Source organism: Domibacillus sp. F004, from assembly GCF_057814295.1.
The window spans coordinates 39125-63370 of sequence record NZ_JBVATB010000008.1 but is presented as its reverse complement, the minus strand read 5'-3'; the positions used below and the strand labels follow the sequence as shown (position 1 = coordinate 63370).

Below are 24246 nucleotides of genomic sequence, written 5' to 3'. Positions count from 1 at the left end.
TTTTCTTTTCGCAAAGAAAAAGAGCTGAAAACTTTACTCTCTACTTACAAATAACTAGTTGTTATCCCCACTTAACATCTTTACAATAGGAGAAAAGAAGGGATGATTCGATTGACATTTAATCCATTGCTTTCACGTACAATAGAAGCTTTATTTACAGAAAAGCGAAATGTACGTTCGTTTAAAAAGGGAGCTTATTTGTTTCAAGAAGGGGAACCTGCCTCTAACATTTTCTGGCTGCAATCCGGCAAAATACAAATTGGCAAAGTCATGCCGGATGGACGCGAATTAACCATTCGGATTTCAAAAGCCAAGGATATGCTGATTGAAATGGCATTGTTTGAAGAAGAGACGAATTATACGATGAATGCCAAAGCGATCGAATCTGGTGAAGCACTTGTCATCCCCCGCTATAAACTAGAATCCATATTATCATCCAAAACCGAATTAATGGTGGAATGGCTTCGCTATTCGCATAACGACCATTTACGGACACAGTCAAAGCTTCGGGATCTTATCTTAAACGGAAAAAGAGGGGGAGTTTATTCAACCTTGATACGGATGAGCAACACGTTCGGGGAAAAATCAGAAGAGGGTCTGAAACTAAATGTGTCATTAACAAACCAAGAAATGGCAAATTTATGCGGCACGTCACGGGAAGTCGTGAACCGGCTGCTTTCGGAACTGAGAAAAGACGGCATCATTAAAATGAATCGTAACCGTATCACAATATGCGACATTGATTATTTAAAAAAGGAAATCAACTGTGAACATTGTCCGATCGATAGATGTCAAATTGATTAAAAAAGATGGAGGTTCCCATGTATTGGAACCCTCCATCTTTTTTACTGGATGCCTAAAGCAATTTTTGCATAGCGTGACATCATGTCCCGTGACCAGACAGGCGTCCACACAATGTTCGCATCCACTTCTTTTACTTCTGGAATATCAGCAAGCGCGGCTTTTACTTGATCGACGATAACGCCGGCAAGCGGGCAGCCCATTGACGTCAACGTCATCGTAATGGTTGTTTTTCCTTCCTCGTCCATATCTACATCATAGACGAGCCCTAGATTGACAATATCAATGCCGAGTTCTGGATCGACCACCTGCTCAAGTGCGCCCATAATATTTTCTTTTAAATCTTGATCCATACTGAAAACACTCCTTCCTTTTTTTCATCTTTCCCTATCATAACAGACATACATACAAATAAACAAAAAGCCTGCCTCTTTACAAATATGGCCCCCACCCTCTACACTTAAAAGAAGAAACGGGTAAAGGAGAGAGAGATGCAGAATGGAGAAACATTTAATTGTACTTGATCTCGATGGAACATTATTAACGGATGAAAAAACGATTTCTTCCCGAACAAAGCAAACCATTCATACAGCAATGGAGCAAGGTCATGAAGTGATGATTGCAACGGGCCGGCCATTTCGCTCCAGTGTTCCCTACTATAGCGAGCTTGGATTAAAAACACCTATCGTTAACTTTAATGGTGCATTCGTTCACCATCCTGGTAATGCTAAATGGGGGATGTTCCATGAGCCGATGGACTTAAAAACAGCTGTCGATATTGTGGAAGCGTGCCAATCATTCACCTTCCATAATATTATTGCTGAAGTACTCGATAATGTTTATTTCCATCATCACGATCAAAAGCTCATCGATCTATTTGAAATGAGCAACGCCGGCATTACAACCGGTGATTTGCGCAGTATGCTAACTGATCATCCAACGAGTATGCTCATTCATGCGACAGAAGAACAAGTGCCAGAAATACGCCGGCATTTAAACGATGTTCATGCGGAAGTAATCGATCACCGGCGTTGGTCTCCTCCATGGCACGTCATTGAAATCATTAAAAGCGGCATAAGCAAAGCGGTTGGCTTAAAACGCGTATCCGACTGGATAGGCATTCCACCAGAACGCATTATTGCTTTCGGCGATGAAGACAATGACTTAGAAATGATCGATTTTGCCGGTATCGGGGTCGCAATGGGCAATGGAATTAAGGAATTAAAATCGATTGCGAATGAAACGACTGCTTCCAATGAAGACGATGGCATCGCCCTTTTTCTAGAAGAGCGGTTATCATTAAACATACACGCTTAAACTGAGTATAGAAGGATGGTTATAATGGAACGCATTCAATTAACAGATGATCTGTCATTTTCCCGATTTATTCACGGGTCATGGCGGCTTGCCGATTGGCAATTTCCCACTAATAAAACACTTGATTTAATTGAACACGCAATGGAACGCGGCATTACGACATTTGATCATGCTGATATTTATGGAGGTTATACATGTGAAAAACTATTTGGCGACGCACTAAATGAAAAACCGTCATTGCGTTATCAAATGGAACTCGTCACGAAATGCGGCATCGTTTTGCCTTCTGAACATCGCCCTAAACATTACAATACGATAAAATCGCATATTATCGCATCGGTTGAGCAGTCATTGCGCAACTTGCGTACCGACTATATTGATTTGCTGCTTATTCATCGACCGGATCCGTTTATGGATCCTCATGAAACAGCCGATGCATTCGTTCAGTTAAAAGAAACAGGAAAAGTGCGCCAGTTTGGTGTATCTAATTTTAAAGTTCATCAATGGCGTATGCTTGAATCCCACATGGCGTTCCCGCTCGTCACGAATCAATTAGAATTATCGGCCTATCATCTGGAAAACTTCGAAGATGGCACTCTTCATTTATGTCAGGAAAAACGAATTGCGCCAATGGCTTGGTCGCCGCTGGCAGGCGGTTCTATATTTAACGGTACCGACGAAAAAGCCATTAGACTTCGTCAAACTCTTCAAAAAATCGCTCATGACATCGGGGCAGACGGAATAGACGAAGTCCTTTACGCATGGCTTCTTCGTCATCCAGCACATATTATGCCAATTATTGGTTCAGGCAAAAAAGAACGGATTGATGCTGCTGTAAAATCACTTGATCTATCACTCAATCATGAACAGTGGTTTTCTATTTTACAAAGTTCTATGGGCCATGCCGTCCCTTAATCAATACTATTCTATCTTTTCAAACAACAAAAGAGCTGCCCCTTAGATCAGTTATTCCCTGACTCTTGGGACAGCTCTTTTATTTATCCCGCATTAACGGGCAGTAAGACCCCACTTCAAGATTAAGAAAAGAAAAGAAGGCTTCGTTAGGGATCAACTGCCCGTAAAAGCCCGATTGGTTCGGGCCAGGCTGAGCCTGGTCACTCAGGTATTGCCGCAGGACGCGGCGCTCTTTACCTGAGTTCCTCTTTTATTCAGTGGGGCTAGCTGAACGCAGACTAAACCCGTCACGTCCTGTGACAACGTCTGCATGACAACGTCTGCATGACCCACATCCTATGGGCCTAAACCCCCACTGAATGAAGTTTCACTTTATTTCTTACTTGTTGCACGTTTCCCACGTTTCCAGACAGCATATAGGAAAATCATAAAGGTTACATAAACAGTGATCATTGCGCCAACAAAAGCGTAATTAATTCCTGTCTTTTCCGCAAGTGCATAAACTTCTGCTTCTTCACGATCTAATATAATGGTGAATTCTCCGTCTGCAGCGCGTGACATATCACCCGCTAACAGTCCGCGCAATTCTTTTTTAGAATCAAGTTCATCTACAGGAATCGCTACTTTTTGTGTTTCGCCTGTATTGTTAATCGCCACAATTAATGTCTCATCTTCATATTGCCGTTTAAATACAGATAGACCCTCTTGTTCATATAGTGACTCGTACGAACCGCGCTGCAGCGCAGGCAAGTCGGCACGCAGTTTAGCAATCTGCTTAATGTAGTCTGCGAGCTCTTGATCCGTCCGGAAATCCATTAATCCATGTGCCTCAACACCGGCTTCTCCATTTTGTGCAATTTCTGAACCGTAAAAAATAGCTGGTGTCCCCGGTGTCGTATACATATACGTCAACGCCATTTTCCAACGTGCACCAGGGAACATATTTTCATTCGCCATATCAAGCGTAAAGCGGTCTGTTAATACAGAATCTACTGCATGAATCATCTTCAACGGATCTTTAAACACAGTCTGCTCTTTAAGCAACAGCTCTTTCACTTCTTCTGAAGAACGGTCAACTGTCGCAAACTGCTTGCGAAGAGGCTCCTGCATCCAAGCAGCTGTCAAAAAATCAAAACCTGCTTCTTCATAAGCAGCTGCTTTTTCAGGCGTCACATCATTCATTTCACCAATTAAGTGAAGAGCTGGTAATTTCTCATCAAAAGCTTTCCAGAAAGAAGGATCAGCACCAGATGCATTACTAAAAAAGTACCCGTCAATGCCCGTATCATCGGCAAGCTCAACTGCTGCATTAATAAGCGCATTTTGCACGTCTGCATTCGCTGTATTAATCTCAGCCATATTTCCAAGCCAATTTGGCTCCTGTTCGCTTGAGAGCGAGACGAACCAATCCTCTTTGGCCGGATCACCTGCCCACACATGCTCTGTACTTACACGCGTTGCCGGAAAATCAACAAGAATCCGAATATCCAATTTATGCGCCTTTTGGACGAGATGCTGCAATTCTTTTTTCGATCCGAACTGCTCATTCATCTTGCTATAATCGGTAATACTGTAGCCATGATAGGCTCCTGCCTCATTTTCAAAAACAGGCGAAATGACAATCGATGTGATCCCTAGTTTCTCTAAATAATCAAGCTTTTCTTCTATACCTTTGAAATCTCCACCTTGATAAGCAGATGGATCTTCATTGTTCACTTGCTCATTATTCGTAGAATCCCCATTCATAAAACGGTCTGTCATTAAAAAATACATCGTTTCATCATGCCATTCCTCGCTTTTTTCTTCTGCTAATACAGTGCTTCCAGAAAAAAGGAGAAGCGGGATCATGACGAGCGAAAATAATCGTCTTTTCACTGCCTTTTCCCCCTGCGTCAAAGTGGTAATGCTAACCTTTAGAGTACGCTTTTTACTACTTTGCGTCAAACGTTGTTGAGATTGTTCAAAAAACGGACAAAAAAACGTCTCTTCCTTTTTGGAAAAGACGGCTATTTGTCCATGTTTTCTTTTTCAGTTAGAGGAGGTGTAGAAGAGATCCTTGTTTTAGACGGTGATAGATGAATTGACACAGCCCGCACTGTGTAGATAAACAAAATGATTAAAAGCAGCCATAATAAAACAGGGAACACGCGATTCGCTCCTTTTTATTTAAGCTCTATTAAACAATATTGTTGATGAACGATTTCTGGCTCATTGCGTCCTAGCTTGGAAGGTTACTCTAGTCCGATGAGCCAAATGTCAACAACGTGCTATAAGAGAGCCTTTATTTTAAAAAACTAAAAAAGCTGCACTTTTAAATGAGCATGCAGCTTTTTCATCGAAACTGGTAATCTCTTTTTAAGCAATTCCCGGAAGTGCAAAACCGAGAATAATGGTAATAAGGAGCACGACGATAGCTCCCGCTAATACACCGCCATTTCCTTTGCCTTTCTTTTTACGGACAAGTGTCATTTCCATTAAGCCGATTGTTAAAAGGCCGCCGAGCATTTTGAGTCCATAAAGCATTGGATTTAAGCTGTCAAATGTTACAAACAGCATGAATCCGGTGATTAAGATGAGCACATAAAACAAACGCAGCCCCATCTGCAAACCTTTAGATGGTTTGCCTAGTGCGATAAAAAACAAAATAATGGCTACGACCCATGTTGTAATGTGCACATGTGTTGATGATGTTAAAAAATCCATAATTTCCCCTCCTTTTTGCACTATTATCTTACCACATAATCATTGAACTTTATTTGTCAAAGTCCCGACACCTTTCATAATATTCAATTCCTTGATGAAGAAGGCTGAATCTAACTCACCCTTTTTGTCCTTTTCTTCCATATGTAACAGTACGCCAAAGTGACTCTATCGGTCCCCTCTTAAATCGATTCAGCCACAAATTAGAGACAATCACTTGTACAGCAAAAATAGTCAAACAAATCCACACGCTCGTTAAAATGGTTATTTGACCGTAATAACCAAGGCCGTAATGATAAAAAATAAGTGTTCCGATAATAGACTGCATTAAATAATTAGTCAATGACATTTTCCCTGCAGCAGCAAAAGGTTTCAGCATTTTTTGCGGCCATTGAAATGTGCACAATAAAACAATGAGGATTGCATAACCTATGGCTAATATCGGACCGCCAATCGAATCTTGCACGTACATATAAGCGATATTATTGCGGTCAAGAACAAGTGGGAGCCCTTTTAACAAAAGGCCGGCAAGAAAGAACACAACAAAAGTGAATGCCGTTTTCTTCGGATAAGTAGTCCATTTGTCAATGACATTCAATTTATGCGCACCTGCACCAATGATTAAAAGCGGAAAAATTGAAATTAGCTGGAATAAAAATCCGCCGTCTACCAGGTTTACATTCATCCAGTCGTGTATACGCTGTGCCGTAATTTCCATATACGACCCGCTTCCATAAGCGGCAATCGATTGTGAGACAGACCCAATATCTGTCCAATACGAAGCATTATATGGATCTGCATAAGCAGCCAGCATAAGCATCGTGCTTAATAAAACGGCTGGCAAAAACAAAAGAACGAGACCGGCAATAAGCAGCTTACGGCCAGAAAAACGTAAAAAAGGCAATAGAAGAAACCCGCATACTGCATAATTGAATAATATATCGCCCGGCCAGATGAAGAAAGCATGAACGAGCCCAATCAGCAGCAAAAAAGTAAAACGGCGAATACCCGTCCCTGTAAACGATCTTCCATGCTTTCTCGCTTTTGCATACTGCATCGCCACGCCAAAACCAAACATCATCGCAAAAAGGGGATAAAAACTAGCCTGTACAAAAACATCAATCCAAGAAAAAATAGTTAAATCTTGTGACGTTTTCCACCATTCATATGGATTGTAATAAAAGTATGGCGAATGAAACGAAAACATATTAATGAGAAAAATACCGAAAAGTGATAGTCCTCTTAATACATCGATCGATAAAATCCGCGGCTGTTCTCCTGTTGATAAAGACTGCAAAAAAAACGCTCCTCCCAGGGTTATGATCTGACTTTCATCATCATAACAGAAAAGCGATTTTCACGTATACTCGATGATGTGTGCACCATCCATAAAGAAAACAAACTTTTTATACACTGGCCGTTTCCATATACGTTCTATTGCTTTTGCATACAACATAATTTGCATGTCGTATCGTTTGCGCAAAACAGGCTCTGCTTCTTTAAATCCGCCCGCAAACCGATCTGTAATGCCATCAGTTTTATAATCAAGCAAATAGAGCTGACCTTTATACTCAAATAAACAGTCAATGACCCCTTGAATTAATACTTTTTCATCTAAATCTGCGGTTCCTGCTTCCCTTGCTGATACCCCCATGTTAAACGGCAATTCGCGGTGGACACGATCCGCTGCCAGCAGCATTTTCCCTGGTTCTGATTTAAAAAAGGCAGCAACCATTTCGGTATCAATGGCTTCCGTTTGTTCAACAGTTAATAACTCTTTTTCAATCAGCTGCTCTAAAAGACGTTCCACTTCAACTTCTTCCGGAGCTTTTTTAAGACTTACATGCTGCATAACCGCATGGACAGCTGTTCCAATTTCAGCTGGCGATAACTGCTTCATCTGCATAAAACGCGGTCGTCTAAACAGAGGACGACGATAATCACTCGCCGCTTCATTTGCAGCTCCGTCACTGTAAATATCATTCATTCGTTTTAAATCAGAGACGGACTGTTTCGAATGAAGACTCACTGCTTCGGGAAACCTATATTCCCACTTCATCCGTTCTTCAATATCTCTTTTTTCCGGTGACTGTTCCGGATAGGGCTGACGTTTTCTAATATAATCCAGCCACGTATTCTGCTCAACTTTTTCTTTTTGTTCATCGGTTAGAAAAAGGGCGTCCGATTCAATGATCGAAAAATCGAAACGAGCCGGATGATCTGCCAATAGCGGATGAGAACCATCAAGATCCGTATGGCGCATTACCGCAGGGCCAAGCCAGTCCATATAAGACGTAGCCGATGCTCTTACTGCATCGCTTAATAGCATCGATTCCTTTTCGCCTGCTAATACCCAGTTAGCTATTTTTTTTTCGGACTTTTTTAAAGAACCGGTAATAAACAATTTTTCTTTCGCACGGGTCATCGCGACGTAAAGAACACGCATTTCTTCTGCAAGCAGCTCTAATTTCTTTTTCCTCTGGAATGCAAGTTGAATGAGAGACGGCCAAGCAACCCGCTTATCAGGATTCATATATTTAACGGCCACACCATAATCTTTATCAAACAGCACACGGCCATTTAAATCCATCATATTAAACCGTCTTCCGGCAGCAGCGATAAACACAACCGGAAATTCAAGCCCTTTACTTGCATGAATCGTCATAATCCGAACGACATCTTCCTGCTCCGACAACGCACGGGCCGTCCCAAGATCATCGCCCCGTTCACGCATTCGCTCAATAAAACGAAGAAAACGGAACAAACCTCGGAAAGACGTTTCTTCATATTGGCGAGCCCGATCATATAAAGCGCGTAAATTCGCCTGACGCTGCTTCCCGCCTGGCATTCCGCCCGCAAATGCATAAAACTGCGTATCACGATATAACTCCCAAATTAAATCAGACAAAGCACCGCTTCGACCGATGGAACGCCATTTCTCCAGATAGTTTAAAAACGGACTTACTTTTTCTTTTAAAGATGCATCGCTGTTTCCGTCATCCATAAAAGCCAGCAGTGATTCAAAATAACTGCTTTTTTTTGATGCAAGCCGAATTAATGCGAGTTCATTTTCATTGCAACGTACAATCGGTGACCGCAGTACAGCGGCCAGGGGAATGTCTTGATACGGGTTGTCAATGACTTGCAGTAAAGACAGCATGACGGATATTTCCGTTGCTTGAAAATAACCGCCTGACGTATTCGCGTAAACCGGAATACCAGCATATTTAAATTCTTCTATTATTTCTGGTACCCATGTAAGAGAACGCATTAATATGACGATATCCCGGTACTGTATCGGCCGCTCTGTTTTCGTTTTTGAGTCATATACAAGATGTCCTGATTCAATTAACTCTTTTATTTTAGAGGCAATATACCGCGATTCAATCTGTGACTGTTCCGCATCTTCACGATCAACGTCTTCTTCTGCTATTTCATCCTGTCCTTCACTGCTAATTAACGTGATATCAACAGGATAAGAGCCCTCTGGATAACCCGCACCCGGTACGAGCGCTTCTTCCGGCCCATATTCAATCTCTCCAACATCTGTCCCCATAATTTGCTGAAACAAATAATTTGTCCCGTCAAGCACTTCATTTCGGCTTCTAAAATTACGCGACAATCCGATTTTCAGCCCCGAAGCAAAACCATCTGCGCTGAATCGCTTATATTTCCCAAGAAACAGACCCGGTTCAGCAAGACGGAATCGGTAGATGGATTGTTTCACGTCACCCACCATGAACAAGTTGCCTTTTTGTTCATCATCTGCCGAAACAAGGCTGACGATTTTTTCCTGTACCATGTTCACATCTTGGTATTCATCGACGAGCACTTCCTTGAAACGGCGTTTATACGACTCGGCTGCTTTTGAAGGCTCTCCATTTGTCATTAAAATCGACAGTGCATAATGCTCTAGATCACTAAAATCGGTCATACCTCGTTCTCTTTTTACTGCTTCATATCGCTTTGAAAAAGCTAGAACGAGCTCGGCAAGCCTTTCTACAATTGGCTTCATTTCAGCTATATCACGCAGCCAATTTTCAGGCTTACGGGCAAAAAACGTATCCTTTAACTCTATGATCATTTTTTTAGCATTGTCTCGAACCGTTTTCGACCGCTCCTTCAGCCCTTCATCATAGGCGTCTCCTTTGCACATTTTCAGTGTAGGAAAGCGAACCGTTTGAAACATATTGTACATTTCTTCCCACGTTTCGCATTGTAAGATGGCTTTTACCATCCCGGCATCTGTTAAAAAATTTTCTGCTCGCGGTACAGGTCCACCCGGTAATTCTGTCATCATCAATCCTTCATCTAAAAGTGCCAGTGCACTTTCAAGCTGAAAACGGATATCTTTTTTCAGTGGATCAATAAAGGAAAGAGCATCTATTGAGTCGGCTGTTTCATATAAAAATGAAAGTTGATGAAGCCATTCATCTGGATTTGGGTGCGACCGGGAAAAATCAAAAAGACGAATAACCGCTTTTTGCAGTTCCGTATCGCTTCTGTCCCCTGAAAATGTATCAACCAATCGATAAAATGATGCATTGTTCTCTTTTCCATATTCCTCTTCAAGCAAATCTTCCAGTACCTCATCACGGATTAACACAGCTTCTGTATCGTCCGCAATTCGAAAAGATGGATCAATATCGATCATATAATAATATTTCCGAATGACTTCCAAACAAAATGAATGCAGTGTTGAAATCGATGCTTTATTTAAAAGACGGAGCTGGCGGCGCAGCCGGATCGATGCCGGATCATGTTCAATTTCCCTTTCCAGCGCTTCACCAATCCGATGCCTCATTTCTGCTGCGGCAGCGTTTGTAAAGGTTACAACGAGAAGCTCGTCCACTTCAACAGGCGATTCTTCACGGATAATCTTTTGAATAATTCTTTCTACAAGCACGGCAGTTTTCCCGGAACCCGCTGCGGCGGCGACTAAAATATCGCTTCCTTTCGCATAAATCGCTTTCCATTGATCATCTGTCCAAAGCGTATCTGTCGGCTTCTTTGGGATATTAGACAATTCCGTCATCGTTATTCTCCTTCATCTTTTGAATGATTTCTTCATTTTTGCGCGGTCGAATCAACCGATAGCTGTTTTCATCTAACGTATCGTCGAACTGGCATACTTGCCGGTAGGAACAAAATGTACAAGGTGTTTTTTTATTGTAACGATACGGTGTAATATCAACTGCTCCGGATACAATATCATCGCCTGCATCTTTGTATAATTTTCTTACATGACGCCGCATCGTTTCAAATGAATCATCATCTATTGTTTTGGATCGGGCAGTCAACGTCCCATCCTTTCGAAATCCTGCCGGAATAAGGAGGGAATCTCCGGTTTCAAGCTGTTCATCCATTAAATGAATTGCTTCATCTTCACCGAGAACAAGTCCTTTCATACGAAAACTTTTCATAATTTCTGTTTCAATTTCTTCAATTGTCATAAACTTTTTCGTATTTAAATACGGGTTGTGCACGTGAAAATAGAGAACGCCGCCTGGACGTGATTCTTTACCCGTTAAAATGGGCGAATTCGTTAAAACAATATCAAGATACGTTAACATCTGCATCGCAAACCCGTAATAGATTTCTGTCATATCAATATCTCTGCTGCCTGACTTATAATCAATAACGCGTAAATACGTATCATTATCTCCTTCTGCTTTATCTACACGATCAATTCGGCCAGCAAGCGACATACGTGCACCATTTTTCAAGTGAAAAACAAGCGGCGGCAACTCAGAACGCGGTCCAAATGCAAGCTCAATGCCAAGTGGTGAAAAACCACTTACCTTCGCTTGTTTACTTAGTACCGTTGATGCCCTCGTAATAATTTGTTCGAGTTTATGCTGAATGTATAAATAACGATTGGAGCTCATTAAAATTCTGTTTTGAAGTTTGGGTGCAAGCTCTTCCACTGCACTTTTTGCAAAGGTCCGGCACTGTTCCGGTGTAAGTTCCGGCCACTTCATTCCACGTTTGTCCACTTCTTCTGCAATCCATTTCAATGCACCATGAAACAAGTCGCCAATATCCGGTGCCTCAAGACGATACACAAAACGTTCATGAAGCTTTAACCCATGTTTTGCAAAATGGCTGAATGGGCAAGAATGGAACGTTTCCATTCGCGACACACTCGCAATCATGTCCATGCCATATAAATCAATACCGGTCTCTGGATCTAACAAATCGGTTCTGTTTTCATAATATAAGCTGTCCAGCACAAGTCCTGCTTTTTGTTTAAGCCGACTTTCACTTTCCATATAAACATTGTAAGCATCCCACCAGAATGAGTGAAGCGGATAACCACGCTTCTTCAATTGAAGCTGTGATGTTAAATAAGACAATGTCGGTTCCGGATGGCCAATATAATCAAGTTGTTCTTCTGGCTGTAAATCAGCCGGATCATTAGCTAAAAGCTGCTCAGTTAAACTTCCGAAAAGTTCTTTTAGCCTTTTAATATACGGTGAAGGCTGTAATGATTTTCCTTCTGCATCAGCAATTGGCCATGAAATATATAAACGGCTTGCCGATATCGTCACTGTCCGATACGCAACGAATTCTTCATCAAGCAGTCTTGTTTTGCTTCCAGGAGCAACATTCATCCCTGCGGTAATGAGTGCTGTTCGCTCCTCATCATCTAAAATACCGTCTTCCATTTGACGAGACGGAAAAACACCATCATTCATGCCAACAACAAAAGCCGCTTCAATGCCGGCCAAACGTGATCGCTCAGGGTTCGCCACAATAACTTGATCTGCCGCCGGTGGAACAATTGAAAACTCCAGTGCTTCAAGACCTGCATTCAGAACAGAGGCAAATTTTTTTGCATCCATCTGCTCATCCCCCGCCACTTCCACAAACTCATCAAGCATGCCTATGACTGCATCCCATGCCTGATTATGCTGGGCAGCTGCTGCTAACTCTCCCCGTTCTTCCGCTTCGATCGATAACTGTTCAATCTTCTCTGGAATATTTAAGTCTTCAATAAATTGATATAAAGCTCGACAACACTCAAGTGCATTTTTTGCACGTTTTAACCGCTTTTCCAGACGATACAGCGGTGCCGAAATCGTTTCTTTCATCTCATTTAGCTGATTTTCAAATGCACGCTCTTCATCCGTCTGGGCAACACTTGTAAATTCAAGCCCCATATAACGGCGGTATGTCCATCTTTCTCCGTTTGTCCAGCGATCGCCGTATATACCATGAGCCAGCACATAATTTTCAAGTAAGTCCATGCGGCGGCGCATATCTTCACGCGGTTCATTAAATGGAAAAAGCAAATCAGTTTTAACAGCCCGGAAAATAGCTTCATACCGCCAGTTTCCACTGATCACTTCAAGAGATGAACGGATCAATTCAATAAGCGGATGATTGAGCATAGGCCGCTTCTGATCAATAAAGAAGGGAATATTATAATCATCAAATACCGTTTCAATAATAGATCGGTATTCTTCTCCATTACGGACAAGGAGTGCAATTTGTTTATAGCGATAGTTTTCTGCACGCGCGAGACGACGAATTTCACGTGCCGCCCCTTCTATCTCTGCCCGCCTTCCTGCCGCCTGTAAAACCGTTAAACCAAAACTGCTTTCCTTTGTACGTGATGGCCGTTTTTCAAACTGCCTTTCAAGATGAATCAATGTTTCATTTTTTTGTCGCTTATGTCCTTGGATGACGACATCTTCTTCAATATTGACGCCTGCTTCAATCGCATTTTCATATAAATCATGATACGTTCGACCAGTTAATCGGAATAATTCAGTATCATCCGGATCATCATGCCGGAACGGCCGATCGATCGTCAATGAAATCGTTACATCCTTTGCTATATCCATTAAAACACGAATTACATCATGTTCCTGAGGGGTAAAACTGTGAAATCCGTCTATGTAAATAGTCGATTCGCGAATGTAATCCGACTGGACGATCTTTTCAGCAAGAAGGCGCATGTAATCTTCAGAATCCGTATATTTATCCACCAGTACCCGATCAAACTCTGTATAAATTTTTTGCAAATCATTTAATTTATCCGCAAGGGCAGCTGGCACGCTTTTACGATGCCCTGCTACATCATCTGGGGTGATTAAATATTGCCGGAATTCAGTAAGCATCCCTTCGACTGTGCTGACAAATCCGGTTTTATCTGCCGCTTTTGAAAAAACAGACAATTCTTCCCTTTGTTCTTCTATAATCTTTCTAATTAAAATATTTCGCCCCGCCGGAGTAATGTGCTGCCTGCTCATCCCGCCTTCTTCCTGCAGTACACGCCAGGCAAGACGTGTAAAGCTGTAGACTTGCGCACGAATGGTTCCGCCAAGTTCTTCATCTGCAGCAAGCCCGTATTCAGATAAAAAAGACATTTGCTCCGGTACAAGATAAATAATTGGTTTTCCTTCCGGATCATCGAGTATACGTTTTTTTATTTCTGAAATCATCCAATCCGTCTTTCCAGAACCAGATCGACCAATAACAAATTGCAGCCCCATTCCAATCCCTCCATTTCATTACCATCACTATAACAAAGATCATACGTTCGATCAAAAGAAAAATGAAAAACCACATCTAGGATATGGTGTTTCATTTTTCAAGCCGCTTTTCTAATTGTTTGCCGCCAAACCAGAGAGCGATCATAACGCTAGCGATTACAGCGGTTCTGCCAGGCTGATGAATAAGCGCAGCCACATCATACCCGACATAGCTGATCATGAAGATCATCACTGTTTTCCCCGCCATCACGGCAAGCAAATATTGAACGATGCTAATTCTTGACAAACCAGCTACAATATTCACAATAGCAGAGGGTGTAAATGGGAAACAAAGCAGCAAAAACAACGGCGCAAATCCGTGCCGGTCTAACCAATTCATCATTTTGCTTATCTGCTTATTTTTTTGCAAAAAGGATAAAAACTTTTCACGCCCGTACCTGCGAATTAATAGAAAAACAATGAATGAACCGGTTACGGCACCGCCCCATGAAATGAAAAAGCCGAACCACAATCCGAACGCATTCACATTAGCAAGAACAAATGCGAACAGCGGCAAGAATGGTAAAAATGCTTCTAAAAGCGGCAGGAGAAACCCTGGCACCGGTCCAAATGATTCATATTGATTAATCCAATCCATTATTCTTTCCGTTGTTAACCATTCACTCAAGTCCATTCTTTAAATCCTTTCAATCAAATTGACGAATAGTATCCTTATTTCCTTTCTATTCATCAGAAAACGAAATAACCATTCTTTTTTTACCCTTTACCCATTTTTTGCGTTCCACTTTCTCTATTGCACCGTTGAACATAAATGTTTTCGTTCTTTTTTTAAGTTCATTTGCCAGTGCTAATTGACTAAACACAACATGTATAGAAACATTCACGATTACTTTTTGTCCGTCTTTAAACAGCACTTCTGTCTTTTTCTTATCGATAATTTTTAATTCTTTTACATGAAATAAAGATATCCAGACACAGTCAGGTTTTAAATGTGACGATATGGGGAAGAGATAGATACCTTCGATGTTATCAATCACAATGGGAACTTTCGATTTAATACCGAGCAGCAGCTTTGATGCTTCCCTTCTTCCATCATAAGTAGACAAGTGACGAAGACAGCTCTTTTGAACAATTGTTAATGATTTCTCGTTCATTAAGACCGGTTTCTTATTGCTTTCATACATCCACGTACTCTCACCAAATTGAACCGGTTTTACCAACATCGTTTCCGATCGTACAAGAAGCAGTTTGTCAGCCTGTTTTAATGGATTTATTGTCATCCTGCTCATCCTTTTCACCTGAATTGTTGTCACATTTTTATGGTAACATGCCGCTGTTATGTTTGTCCCTTCTGCCACAAGATTTAATTTTCTAAAAATTATAAACTTTCTGTTGATTAGTTGCTTGAAATCTCATATAATAAAAAAAAGGTATCCGAGGTGATTAAAATGGAGAACAATAATTATTTTGCCGAGATGATGAAGTCCCCGATGCCCCGTGAAAAAGAAAAAACAGCAATGAGTGAGTTTATCGATAACTTTCTTAAGGATATTTTATACGAAAAAGAAAAAGCAATTTTAATGGATAAAATTGATCATTCTCTTGATAACGACGATCGCCCAATGTTTATGACACTTTCAGGTGAACTAAAACAGTTGGAACAAAGCTATCATATCTCATAATTTCTTCTAAGCGAAATGAATGCCTCAAATAATTTAACTTTAACAAAAAAGCCCCGTGTCTAATTGATGCGGGTGCTTTTAAGCGCGTCTTTCCCCTCTTTTATAACAACGATAAAATGGTTAGAATCCCAATAGAACCGAGTACGGTAAATATAATATTAACACCTGTAAAAGCAATGAAAAAAGCGGCCGCTACAATTTCAAAGGTGCCTGTTCCGATCACGATTAGATTAAGCGCCATGTTCTGTGAGGCGCCTGCATACACAAAAACACTCAGCGACATCGTCTCCATCAAGGACAGCGATGCACTTTTTGCTAGCAGACCAAATGTGAGCGCTGCTGGAATATACCCGATAGCAATACCAATCCCATTATACAATCCATCTTGAAATTTAGTACGTTTCCAAACTGACCCTTCCATTTTTCTTCCTCCCAGCTTTCATTTCCAACAAATTAAATCGCCTTGTTTCTGCTTCATTAATAAGAAAAAAGCCACGATCTGTGGCTTAAAGTCCAATCTCCAAATTTTCGCGTGCAAGCACAGTTATACCCTCAAACAGTTGAGCAGCTTCTTCTTTTAATTGGTTAATATCGCCAAAATGCGGCAAATGAGTTAAGACCAATGTTCGAACTCCTGCTTTTTGGGCGACCATACTTGCTTCCTCTGATGTCATATGACCAGCGGATGCAGCGTCCATCCCTTTATAAAAATTGCTTTCTGCAAGCAATATATCTGCTCCCTTTGCAAAGTCAATCATTTCTTCTTTGTATGCTGTATCTGCTGTGTACACGATCGTATGACCATTTGCTTCAAGTCGCATAGCGAAACAAGGAACTGAATGATTTGTTTTCAAAAATGTAGCCTTAAAAGGACCAATTTGAATCTCCTCATCAGGAGGATAAGCTACACCTGCTGTTATATTTTTATATGTAAGTGTACTAAATTCTTCACTTTCTTGATAACCATAAATAGGGAGCGGCTCCTTACGCGTTTTCATTGTAAATGAGTCAATGAGCAGCGCATGCTGAAGCACCCCAATGTCCGCAATATGGTCGGCATGATAATGTGACAAAATAACCGCGTCCAACGCTGCAGGCTTTGTATAGTTTTGCAATTTAGATAACACACCACTTCCGCAGTCGACCAATAATTGAAAACCGTCTTCGCTAATCAAATAACCACTGCTTGCTTCATTTGCCTTTGGAAAACCACCCCAACAGCCAATAACCGTTATTTTCATATTCGATCTCCATTTCTTTCATACCGCATTAACAAGTAGTACGATTTTTACTTTAAGTAGCCGAATAGAATTATATGAAGTTACATTCTATTTTATTCTCTTTTTTGCAAAAATTAAATAGATTTTTCAAAAAAACAGTTGACGAGAGTATACTGTTATAATACAATACAACTATCAAATAAAACAGTTGTATAACAAGGGAGAGGGAACCATGATTAAAAGCATCGTTGAATTTTTCAAAAACTTGCCGGCTAAAGAATGTGCAAAATGCGGTTTACAAATTGAAGAGCAGCACGATTGTTATAGCAACACATGTCCGACTTGCTCAAACATTAAAGATATTTAATTGATTCATCAAGTTCATAAAAAAACACCGGGCAAGGGATGCCCGGTGTTTTTTGCTATTTATCTATCCGCAGGAAACAGGTATTGCCGCAGAAGGCGGCGCTTTTTTACCTGGGCTCCTTTTCTTTTTTAATCAGCAGGAAAGCGAGCAGAACAAGATCAGAGGATCAGAGTTGTCATGTGCTAAATAACAGTTGTATAACCCTCATCCTTAGCCTCCCTCTCCCTCTTAAGTTTTCAGTTTATCTGCAAAATTCGTCTTTTAACGTTTTTTGGCGTTTTCTTTCAAATGTTTCATAACGATATCCCCGAGCGCTTCAATAAACTCTGGACGCGCATTCGGCATAGCTGGACGATAATAGGCTGCACCCACTTCATCCGTTACAACTTTGCATTCGTAGTCATTGTCATACAGCACTTCAAGATGATCTGCTATAAAGCCTGCTGGCACATATATAAACGCTTTATATTGATTCGTTTTATATAAATCGCGCGTTAAATCCTGTACATCGGGACCAATCCATGGCTCCGGTGTATTGCCGGCACTTTGCCAGCCTACTGCGTAATGTTTGATGCCTGCAGCACCTGCTAAAAGATCCGCTGTTTCTTTTAACTGTTCGGGATACGGGTCACCCGCTGCAATAATTTTTTCTGGCAAGCTATGCGCTGAAACGATTAAAACAAAATGTTCTTTTTCGTCTTCTGTCATTGAATCAACCGTTTCTTTAATTTTATCTGACCAGTATTGAATAAATTTCGGCTCATGATACCAGCTTTCAATCGATGTAATCGACGGTCCTCCTATTTTTGCGGACTCTTCCGCTGCACGATCATTGTAGGACTTTACGCTGAACGTTGAGAAGTGTGGTGCCAGGACGATAGATACAGCTTCTTCAATGCCATCATTTTTCATTTGGCCTATAGCATCTTCAATAAATGGTTCAATATGCTTCAAGCCAATATACATTTTAAATTCAATTTCATCTTGTACTTTGTTTAATAAAGCCTCGAGTTCCGTTGCTTGTTCTTCTGTAATTTTTGCAAGAGGAGAAATACCGCCTATCGCCTTGTACCGGCTTTTTAAGTCATCAAGCATATCCTCTGATGGTTTGCGTCCGTGACGAATATGCGTGTAATATCGTTCAATATCTTCTTCTTTATAAGGAGTCCCATACGCCATTACAAGAAGACCCATTTTTTTCTTTGTCATGTCTACCCCACCTCATTATTAATTTAATTTTCTTTATTTTGACACGAAAAAACATTTAGTTCAAAAAGGAATGATTATTTTGCACTATATTCATGAATAAACGATGTTAAACGCTTTAATGTATCTGGGCTCACTTCAGGGAAAACGCCATGCCCCAGGTTAAAAATATGTCCTGGAGCAGACAGCCCCTGATCCAAAATTTCTTTTACACGCTCTTCAATCACTTCCCAAGGAGCCAATAAAAGGGATGGGTCAAGGTTCCCCTGCAATGTTTTCGTTAAACCCATTGCCCGTGCTTCCTTGATTTGCAGACGCCAATCAAGACCTACCACATCAACTGGAAGATCATGCCATTCTTTCGCAAGATGGCTTGCACCAACCCCAAACATAATTAGCGGGACGTTTTCACTGCGCAGCTCGCTGAAAATACGCTCCATCACCGGTTTAATAAATATACGGTAGTCAGCAACATTCAATGCGCCGACCCACGAATCAAAAATTTGAATCGCTTTTGCGCCTGCTTTTACTTGTGCGCGCACATAGATCACCGTCATGTCGGCGAGCTTATCCATAAGCGCAAACCACGCTTTAGGTTCCGCGTACATAAACGCTTTTGTTTTATTGTAGTTTTTCGATGGACCGCCTTCGATCATGTAACTGGCAAGTGTAAATGGTGCACCGGCAAATCCGATAAGCGGTACATTTAGCTGCTCCTCTGTTAATAATTTAATTGTTTCAAGAACGTATGGAACATCACTTTCAGGATCAATTTGGCCAAGTTTTTCCACGTCTGCTATGGAACGGACAGGGTTCGATATGACCGGGCCAATACCTGATTTAATATCAACATCGACACCAATGGCTGGCAGCGGTGACATAATATCTTTGTATAAAATCGCTGCATCCACGTCATACTCTTCAACCGGTAAACGTGTCACATACGCACAAATTTCTGGTTGATGGGTAATTTCAAATAGCGAATATTTTTCTTTTAACTTTCGGTACTCTGGTTGCGAACGACCTGCCTGCCGCATATACCAAACTGGTGTATAATCCGTTTTTTCTCCGCGTGCCGCTTTTAAAAATGTTTCATTTATTTGCCTCATCTTTATCCATTGCCACCTTTCACCGATTAAAATAACTATTGCCTATTATAGCCCACCATCCCAATGTTTTCACTATAAGGATGCTTTGTTCGAAAATTTGCCAAATGAATTTGTCTGCAAGTGTTAAAATTGGAAGAAAGGGTTTACATCGCGGTATAATACTTGTTGAGGTGATAAGGATGAATGTATACATTACAAACGGAACATATGATTTCCTGAAAATTATTCAAACAAAGCATGCAGATGAAACGATCGTGCTAATGGAAGGAACTGAAGGTGCCGCTCTTCTTCATGAAACAAATGGGAAAAGCGTATTTAATTCACCCCGCCGCTATGAAGTAGTCGATAGCGTCGGAAATTTAGAGAATCGCGGTTATATTGTGTTAAATAATATTCCTGTTACAGAGGAAGGCCGTCCGTTATTTGAACATCGATTTAAAAACCGGGCTGGAGCCATTGAAAATGAACCCGGTTTCATTTCTATGCGCGTATTGCGCCCGCTTGATTCGGATACGTACGTTGTTTTCGCGCAATGGGAAAACGTAAAAGCGTTTGAAAATTGGAAAACATCCGATGCTTTTAATCACGCGCATAAAAAACGCGGAACACAAGAAGGTCTTGATAAACGGCCAAATATTTTCTCAGGACCCTCTTATGTGACAACCTATACCATACCAACAGAAGATTAATGACCAAAAAAGCTGCCCCGCATTAGGCAGCTTTTTTGGATACATAGTAGTTAAGAATCGAAGCCAGCAAGAAGAAAATAGCTGCACCGAGCAGCCATCCCCCTGCTGCATCGGTTGCATAGTGCGCTTTTTCAGCGACTCGGCTTATACCAGATAAAAAAGCAAGAAGCAATGCGATGCTGTATGCAATTCTTTTTTTATTCGTATACATTGATAGGAAGTACGCGAGCAGCAAATAGAAAATGATTCCGACCATTGCATGTCCGCTGACAAAGCTAAATCCATCTTCCCCATGTGGAAAATTCGGACGCTCTCTTGCTATTCATTCTTTTAATGCTTTATTTAATAGGTTACCGCCGCCTACACCGATCAAAACGACAATGCCTCCGATAATATTGTGCTTCCAAGCAAGAAAGCAAATAAGCAGAACAGCTCCCCCGCCTAGCATCATTTCAGAGCCTAGAAATGAAAAGGCTGGTAAAAAAGAGCTTTCGCCTACTATTTGGAAAATACGATCATCTACTGCCTCTGTCCACTCTGAATCCCTTCCTGTTAACAGAATGACAAATAAAATGAGACACAGCCACCCACTCCAAATCATCGGATACCGCTCATCCTTGCTAGCCTAGAAGGAGCATATACTTTCGAAAAAAAGATTGAAAAAACGATAGAAGCAGCGAGTACGGTCCCTGTGCCGGCCATTGTTCCATTTGTGAGAGATAGTCCACCGAAAATAATAGACTGTATGAACATGACGCGCATCAGTAACTTTTGCACTGCTGCCTTCTTTTCACTATTACCTGCCGGATAAAGACGCGGCCAAATGATATGATCATGGCGTGCCACAATCGGCAACAGCTGAAAACCAGTTAAATAAAGGAATAGAAGGGCGACAATGAGCTGTACAGTTAGCATGCCGCTGAAAAAAATAATAAGGGCGGCAATAATCGTTAAACGAATGTACAAACCGAAATATTCATTCATCCGCACAAAAGTTCGAAACAACAAATACGTGTGTGTCCCGTTTTGCGGTCCTGGTAATAATCCATCGAGCCACGCTCGACGCCTCACAGTCCCGCGTAAATGCGGCACATCAGTAAACATATTGGCAATCCGGTAAAAACCAGCCAGCCTTTTTTCTTCAAGCTCCGCAAGCAATTCCCACTTAAGCGGCCGGTTTCCCTGACGACCCATATAGAAAATCCAGAGCAGCATGAAAAAGACAGCAAATCCGCTAATGGCCAAATGGCCGGAAAACAAAGCATACAATAGTGCAAAGTTTTGTAAAAGCCGGACAGCTAAGTCAATCATCCGCTGTTTATTAGACGGTAAATTAAGGGCCTCTAGCCGGCAAAATAAATTCCAGAGCTTAGCTGCCAAAAGCACTGCCAGAAAGACAAAAAAGCTCCCAAATCCGGTCTGTTTCACAGCGGCGTACATTGGCATTGAAAATGCAAGTAAGGCTACTAGCATATAAATTTGTGCCGCAAAGCTCGTCCACACAGCTTTTTGTAAATATGTTTTCATCTCTTCTTCAAGTGGCAATAAATACACTGTATCTGGCCTCTTTATGTACGTATACACCGGACTCCACGACAGGACAATCGCTAAAACAGCTGCCATTAAAAGCGGAGCCGGAAACGTTTCATCGATTGTTTTCACCCAGCCACTGTAATAATAAAGAATGGCTCCAAGCGCAAAAACGAGGACAAATAATAAATGATCATTTAACATGTAGCGCGTATACTTGCGGACCTCAGCATAATACGACGCGACCCGTTCTTTAAAAAGCGCATCTGCTGAAAACTTCATAGCAATTCTTCCTTCGTTAACTCTACATAAATATCATCAAGCGCAGCTCCTGGCATATTGAACTCACGGCGCAGTTCGTCCATCGTTCCTTTCGCCCGTACACGCCCTCCATGCAAAATAATAAATTTATCGCAATACTTTTCCGCGGTTGCAAGAATGTGTGTCGACATTAAAATGCCTGCACCACCTTGTTTCATTTTATCCATCCAATCAAGCAGTGAGCGAATACCAAGCGGATCAAGTCCAACAAACGGTTCATCAATAATGTAAAGCGCAGGCTCAGTTAAAAATGCACCCATAATCATAACTTTTTGCTTCATTCCTTTTGAAAAGTGTGCCGGAAACCATTTCATTTTGGATTCTAATCTAAATTCCTTTAAAAGCGGTTCAATTCTTTTTTCATAATCTGATTCCGACAAACCATATGCCATCGCCGTGAGCCTCATATGTTCTTCTAATGTCAATTCATCGTATAAAACAGGCGTCTCCGGCACGAATGAAAATTGACGGCGGTACTCAGACGGACTTTTTTCAAGTGTCTGGCCTTTAATCATTACCTGTCCTTTCATTGGTTCCATCAAGCCGATAATATGTTTAATTGCTGTACTTTTGCCGGCACCATTCAAACCGATAAGTCCGACAATTTCATTTTTACTGACGTCAAATGAAACATCATGCAACACCGGTTTGCGTGTGTAGCCGCCGGTTAAATCTTTTACTGTTAATAAAGACATATCAAGTGTCCTCTCTTTCTCATCCATTACCTGTATTGTATCAAAAAGAGTGACTGTACACACAGTTTCCCGTCCCGTCATTGTGTGCTAAAATTTTGATAATGAACCTTAAGGAGTGTTTGATAATGAATGATTGTATTTTTTGCAAAATTGTAAACGGTGACATCCCTTCTGCAAAAGTGTATGAAGATGAGCACGTCTATGCGTTTCTAGATATTAGCCAAGTAACAAAAGGCCATACACTCGTCATCCCGAAAGTACATAAAGAGAATATTTTTGAACTGACGCCTAGTATGGCTGCTCCTTTGTTTGAATCCGTCAAAAAAGTTGCAGACGCCATTCAAGCCGCTTTTTCACCGAAAGGGCTTAATTTGCTTAATAATAACGGTGAAACAGCCGGTCAATCAGTATTTCACTATCACATTCATTTAATCCCGCGTTATGGAACAAATGACGGTTTTCACCCTGTTTTTAAAGAAAACAATGAGTCCTATAATTTAAAAGAAATTGCTGCTTCCATAAGCTCTCACCTGTAACAACTCAAATTTAAACGTTTGTAGATAACAGGGTTCGGGAAAAGCTATTCCATAAGTGTATTCAGTTAGTCCATAGAAATGATTAATGAGGTGAAAGCATTGAATAAAAAGTCTTTATGTATAGGATTATTAACAGGTCTCGCGGCAGGTGCTGCAACAGCTCTTTTAAACACACCTGCAAGCGGACGCGAAACACGCGGCAAGATAAAGGATGCACAAGTCTCAGCAAAATTGACGGCCCTAGAAGTAAAAGATAATGCCGGTCAAGTAAAGGAATCCGTTAACCGCCTCATTACTGCTGCAAAACAGGATGTACCGGGAGTGATTCGTAACGTTAAGGTAAATGCTGCAATTTGGAAAGAAAGCATCGAACCTAACAAACAGGCACTGCTGTCTGAAATTGCAGGCATTCAAAAAACCGTAGAAGATTTACAGGAAAGTCTTCCACAGCCTGCTCCAAAGAAATAAAAAAGAAGCAGAGGATTGAGCCTATCTTTGAACTGTCCCCCATTGTTAACCACAGCTAACAATGGGGGACAGTTTTTTTATTTTTACCTATTTGAAAATTTTGTGAATTAAACTCTTTCTATTTTTTTATTTTATTGGCATAATATAAATCAATCAGTCTATTTGACTTTGGAACGGGATAAGGAAAAT

General features: G+C 41.1%; 24 protein-coding genes. 8 read left to right on the top strand and 16 right to left on the bottom strand.

From position 1 onward, the window contains the following. Positions 1 to 102: 102 nt before the first annotated feature. Positions 103 to 804, top strand: a complete 702-nt coding sequence (locus tag ACZYRN_RS16840) for a Crp/Fnr family transcriptional regulator (protein ID WP_488912779.1) — start codon at positions 103 to 105, stop codon at positions 802 to 804. Positions 805 to 845: 41 nt separating this feature from the next. Here ACZYRN_RS16840 and ACZYRN_RS16835 read toward each other — a convergent pair whose 3' ends face one another. After that, complete coding sequence (locus tag ACZYRN_RS16835; RefSeq protein ID WP_488912778.1) at positions 846 to 1154, bottom strand: metal-sulfur cluster assembly factor; 309 nt, start codon at positions 1152 to 1154, stop codon at positions 846 to 848. Positions 1155 to 1299: 145 nt separating this feature from the next. Between ACZYRN_RS16835 and ACZYRN_RS16830 the strand changes: the two genes are divergently transcribed. Then, the gene (locus tag ACZYRN_RS16830; RefSeq protein WP_488912777.1) at positions 1300 to 2118 is read left to right on the top strand and encodes a Cof-type HAD-IIB family hydrolase; all 819 of its coding nucleotides are present in this window, start codon (positions 1300 to 1302) and stop codon (positions 2116 to 2118) included. A 24-nt stretch (positions 2119 to 2142) separates the two neighbouring features. Next, positions 2143 to 3033, top strand: a complete 891-nt coding sequence (locus ACZYRN_RS16825) for an aldo/keto reductase (RefSeq protein WP_488912776.1) — start codon at positions 2143 to 2145, stop codon at positions 3031 to 3033. 372 nt (positions 3034 to 3405) lie between these two features. On the opposite strand, the gene ACZYRN_RS16820 is transcribed toward ACZYRN_RS16825, so the two are convergent. The 7 genes from ACZYRN_RS16820 to ACZYRN_RS16790 all read right to left on the bottom strand — a co-directional run bounded on the left by ACZYRN_RS16820 (position 3406) and on the right by ACZYRN_RS16790 (position 15514). Continuing rightward, complete coding sequence (locus tag ACZYRN_RS16820; protein WP_488912775.1) at positions 3406 to 4908, bottom strand: alpha-amylase family glycosyl hydrolase; 1503 nt, start codon at positions 4906 to 4908, stop codon at positions 3406 to 3408. Between the two features lie 480 nt (positions 4909 to 5388). Next, positions 5389 to 5736 carry a YisL family protein gene (locus ACZYRN_RS16815; RefSeq protein ID WP_488912774.1) on the bottom strand — a complete coding sequence of 116 codons (348 nt, stop codon included), beginning with the start codon at positions 5734 to 5736 and terminating at the stop codon, positions 5389 to 5391. Between the two features lie 115 nt (positions 5737 to 5851). Next, positions 5852 to 7030: a DUF418 domain-containing protein gene (locus ACZYRN_RS16810; protein ID WP_488912773.1), complete on the bottom strand. Its 1179-nt coding sequence runs from the start codon at positions 7028 to 7030 to the stop codon at positions 5852 to 5854. 60 nt (positions 7031 to 7090) lie between these two features. Then, on the bottom strand, positions 7091 to 10768 hold the full coding sequence (addA, locus tag ACZYRN_RS16805) for a helicase-exonuclease AddAB subunit AddA (RefSeq protein ID WP_488912772.1): 3678 nt from the start codon (positions 10766 to 10768) through the stop codon (positions 7091 to 7093). Further along, positions 10752 to 14234, bottom strand: a complete 3483-nt coding sequence (gene addB, locus ACZYRN_RS16800; RefSeq protein ID WP_488912771.1) for a helicase-exonuclease AddAB subunit AddB — start codon at positions 14232 to 14234, stop codon at positions 10752 to 10754. The genes addA and addB overlap by 17 nt, the downstream gene beginning before the upstream one ends. 91 nt (positions 14235 to 14325) lie before the next feature. Further along, entirely contained in the window at positions 14326 to 14907 is a 582-nt protein-coding gene (locus ACZYRN_RS16795) for a TVP38/TMEM64 family protein (RefSeq protein ID WP_488912770.1), read from the bottom strand. A gap of 49 nt (positions 14908 to 14956) precedes the next feature. After that, the gene (locus ACZYRN_RS16790; RefSeq protein ID WP_488912769.1) at positions 14957 to 15514 is read right to left on the bottom strand and encodes a competence protein ComK; all 558 of its coding nucleotides are present in this window, start codon (positions 15512 to 15514) and stop codon (positions 14957 to 14959) included. 168 nt (positions 15515 to 15682) lie between these two features. Between ACZYRN_RS16790 and ACZYRN_RS16785 the strand changes: the two genes are divergently transcribed. After that, complete coding sequence (locus ACZYRN_RS16785; protein WP_488912768.1) at positions 15683 to 15916, top strand: IDEAL domain-containing protein; 234 nt, start codon at positions 15683 to 15685, stop codon at positions 15914 to 15916. 100 nt (positions 15917 to 16016) lie between these two features. Here ACZYRN_RS16785 and ACZYRN_RS16780 read toward each other — a convergent pair whose 3' ends face one another. Both ACZYRN_RS16780 and ACZYRN_RS16775 read right to left on the bottom strand, forming a co-directional pair. Next, positions 16017 to 16337, bottom strand: a complete 321-nt coding sequence (locus ACZYRN_RS16780) for an AzlC family ABC transporter permease (RefSeq protein WP_488912767.1) — start codon at positions 16335 to 16337, stop codon at positions 16017 to 16019. Between the two features lie 85 nt (positions 16338 to 16422). After that, the gene (locus tag ACZYRN_RS16775) at positions 16423 to 17157 is read right to left on the bottom strand and encodes an MBL fold metallo-hydrolase (protein ID WP_488912766.1); all 735 of its coding nucleotides are present in this window, start codon (positions 17155 to 17157) and stop codon (positions 16423 to 16425) included. A 211-nt stretch (positions 17158 to 17368) separates the two neighbouring features. Here ACZYRN_RS16775 and yhfH point away from each other — a divergent pair, with 211 nt between their 5' ends. Then, on the top strand, positions 17369 to 17503 hold the full coding sequence (gene yhfH, locus ACZYRN_RS16770; RefSeq protein WP_488912765.1) for a protein YhfH: 135 nt from the start codon (positions 17369 to 17371) through the stop codon (positions 17501 to 17503). 261 nt (positions 17504 to 17764) lie between these two features. Here the strand turns inward: yhfH and hemH are convergent, their stop codons facing one another. Together hemH and hemE are read right to left on the bottom strand one after the other, a co-directional pair. Continuing rightward, complete coding sequence (gene hemH / locus ACZYRN_RS16765; protein WP_488912764.1) at positions 17765 to 18712, bottom strand: ferrochelatase; 948 nt, start codon at positions 18710 to 18712, stop codon at positions 17765 to 17767. A 74-nt stretch (positions 18713 to 18786) separates the two neighbouring features. Continuing rightward, positions 18787 to 19818 (bottom strand): uroporphyrinogen decarboxylase, encoded by a 1032-nt coding sequence (gene hemE, locus ACZYRN_RS16760; RefSeq protein WP_488912763.1) that lies wholly within the window; start codon positions 19816 to 19818, stop codon positions 18787 to 18789. A gap of 179 nt (positions 19819 to 19997) precedes the next feature. Here hemE and ACZYRN_RS16755 point away from each other — a divergent pair, with 179 nt between their 5' ends. After that, the gene (locus ACZYRN_RS16755; protein WP_488912762.1) at positions 19998 to 20507 is read left to right on the top strand and encodes an antibiotic biosynthesis monooxygenase family protein; all 510 of its coding nucleotides are present in this window, start codon (positions 19998 to 20000) and stop codon (positions 20505 to 20507) included. Positions 20508 to 20529: 22 nt separating this feature from the next. Here the strand turns inward: ACZYRN_RS16755 and ACZYRN_RS16750 are convergent, their stop codons facing one another. Genes ACZYRN_RS16750 through ACZYRN_RS16735 form a run of 4 tightly spaced genes read right to left on the bottom strand, consistent with a single transcriptional unit; the run spans position 20530 to position 23053 of the window. Then, positions 20530 to 20829 carry a phosphatase PAP2 family protein gene (locus tag ACZYRN_RS16750; RefSeq protein WP_488912874.1) on the bottom strand — a complete coding sequence of 100 codons (300 nt, stop codon included), beginning with the start codon at positions 20827 to 20829 and terminating at the stop codon, positions 20530 to 20532. Next, entirely contained in the window at positions 20830 to 21108 is a 279-nt protein-coding gene (locus ACZYRN_RS16745; RefSeq protein WP_488912761.1) for a hypothetical protein, read from the bottom strand. After that, entirely contained in the window at positions 21105 to 22319 is a 1215-nt protein-coding gene (locus ACZYRN_RS16740; RefSeq protein ID WP_488912760.1) for an ABC transporter permease, read from the bottom strand. Before ACZYRN_RS16740 ends, ACZYRN_RS16745 begins: the two co-directional genes overlap by 4 nt. Beyond that, positions 22316 to 23053, bottom strand: a complete 738-nt coding sequence (locus ACZYRN_RS16735) for an ABC transporter ATP-binding protein (RefSeq protein ID WP_488912759.1) — start codon at positions 23051 to 23053, stop codon at positions 22316 to 22318. The genes ACZYRN_RS16740 and ACZYRN_RS16735 overlap by 4 nt, the downstream gene beginning before the upstream one ends. 125 nt (positions 23054 to 23178) lie before the next feature. Here ACZYRN_RS16735 and ACZYRN_RS16730 point away from each other — a divergent pair, with 125 nt between their 5' ends. Continuing rightward, complete coding sequence (locus tag ACZYRN_RS16730) at positions 23179 to 23589, top strand: HIT family protein (RefSeq protein WP_488912758.1); 411 nt, start codon at positions 23179 to 23181, stop codon at positions 23587 to 23589. 99 nt (positions 23590 to 23688) lie between these two features. Then, positions 23689 to 24057, top strand: a complete 369-nt coding sequence (locus tag ACZYRN_RS16725) for a YtxH domain-containing protein (RefSeq protein WP_488912757.1) — start codon at positions 23689 to 23691, stop codon at positions 24055 to 24057. Positions 24058 to 24246 lie beyond the last annotated feature (189 nt).

Coding starts and splice junctions, on each gene's coding strand:
- ACZYRN_RS16840 (WP_488912779.1), top strand. CDS start 103: ATGATTCGATTGACATTTAATCCATTGCTTTCACGTACAATAGAAGCT.
- ACZYRN_RS16835 (WP_488912778.1), bottom strand. CDS start 1,154: ATGGATCAAGATTTAAAAGAAAATATTATGGGCGCACTTGAGCAGGTG.
- ACZYRN_RS16830 (WP_488912777.1), top strand. CDS start 1,300: ATGGAGAAACATTTAATTGTACTTGATCTCGATGGAACATTATTAACG.
- ACZYRN_RS16825 (WP_488912776.1), top strand. CDS start 2,143: ATGGAACGCATTCAATTAACAGATGATCTGTCATTTTCCCGATTTATT.
- ACZYRN_RS16815 (WP_488912774.1), bottom strand. CDS start 5,736: ATGGATTTTTTAACATCATCAACACATGTGCACATTACAACATGGGTC.
- addA (WP_488912772.1), bottom strand. CDS start 10,768: ATGACGGAATTGTCTAATATCCCAAAGAAGCCGACAGATACGCTTTGG.
- addB (WP_488912771.1), bottom strand. CDS start 14,234: ATGGGGCTGCAATTTGTTATTGGTCGATCTGGTTCTGGAAAGACGGAT.
- ACZYRN_RS16795 (WP_488912770.1), bottom strand. CDS start 14,907: ATGGACTTGAGTGAATGGTTAACAACGGAAAGAATAATGGATTGGATT.
- ACZYRN_RS16790 (WP_488912769.1), bottom strand. CDS start 15,514: ATGACAATAAATCCATTAAAACAGGCTGACAAACTGCTTCTTGTACGA.
- ACZYRN_RS16785 (WP_488912768.1), top strand. CDS start 15,683: ATGGAGAACAATAATTATTTTGCCGAGATGATGAAGTCCCCGATGCCC.
- ACZYRN_RS16780 (WP_488912767.1), bottom strand. CDS start 16,337: ATGGAAGGGTCAGTTTGGAAACGTACTAAATTTCAAGATGGATTGTAT.
- ACZYRN_RS16775 (WP_488912766.1), bottom strand. CDS start 17,157: ATGAAAATAACGGTTATTGGCTGTTGGGGTGGTTTTCCAAAGGCAAAT.
- yhfH (WP_488912765.1), top strand. CDS start 17,369: ATGATTAAAAGCATCGTTGAATTTTTCAAAAACTTGCCGGCTAAAGAA.
- hemH (WP_488912764.1), bottom strand. CDS start 18,712: ATGACAAAGAAAAAAATGGGTCTTCTTGTAATGGCGTATGGGACTCCT.
- hemE (WP_488912763.1), bottom strand. CDS start 19,818: ATGAGGCAAATAAATGAAACATTTTTAAAAGCGGCACGCGGAGAAAAA.
- ACZYRN_RS16755 (WP_488912762.1), top strand. CDS start 19,998: ATGAATGTATACATTACAAACGGAACATATGATTTCCTGAAAATTATT.
- ACZYRN_RS16745 (WP_488912761.1), bottom strand. CDS start 21,108: ATGATTTGGAGTGGGTGGCTGTGTCTCATTTTATTTGTCATTCTGTTA.
- ACZYRN_RS16740 (WP_488912760.1), bottom strand. CDS start 22,319: ATGAAGTTTTCAGCAGATGCGCTTTTTAAAGAACGGGTCGCGTCGTAT.
- ACZYRN_RS16735 (WP_488912759.1), bottom strand. CDS start 23,053: ATGTCTTTATTAACAGTAAAAGATTTAACCGGCGGCTACACACGCAAA.
- ACZYRN_RS16730 (WP_488912758.1), top strand. CDS start 23,179: ATGAATGATTGTATTTTTTGCAAAATTGTAAACGGTGACATCCCTTCT.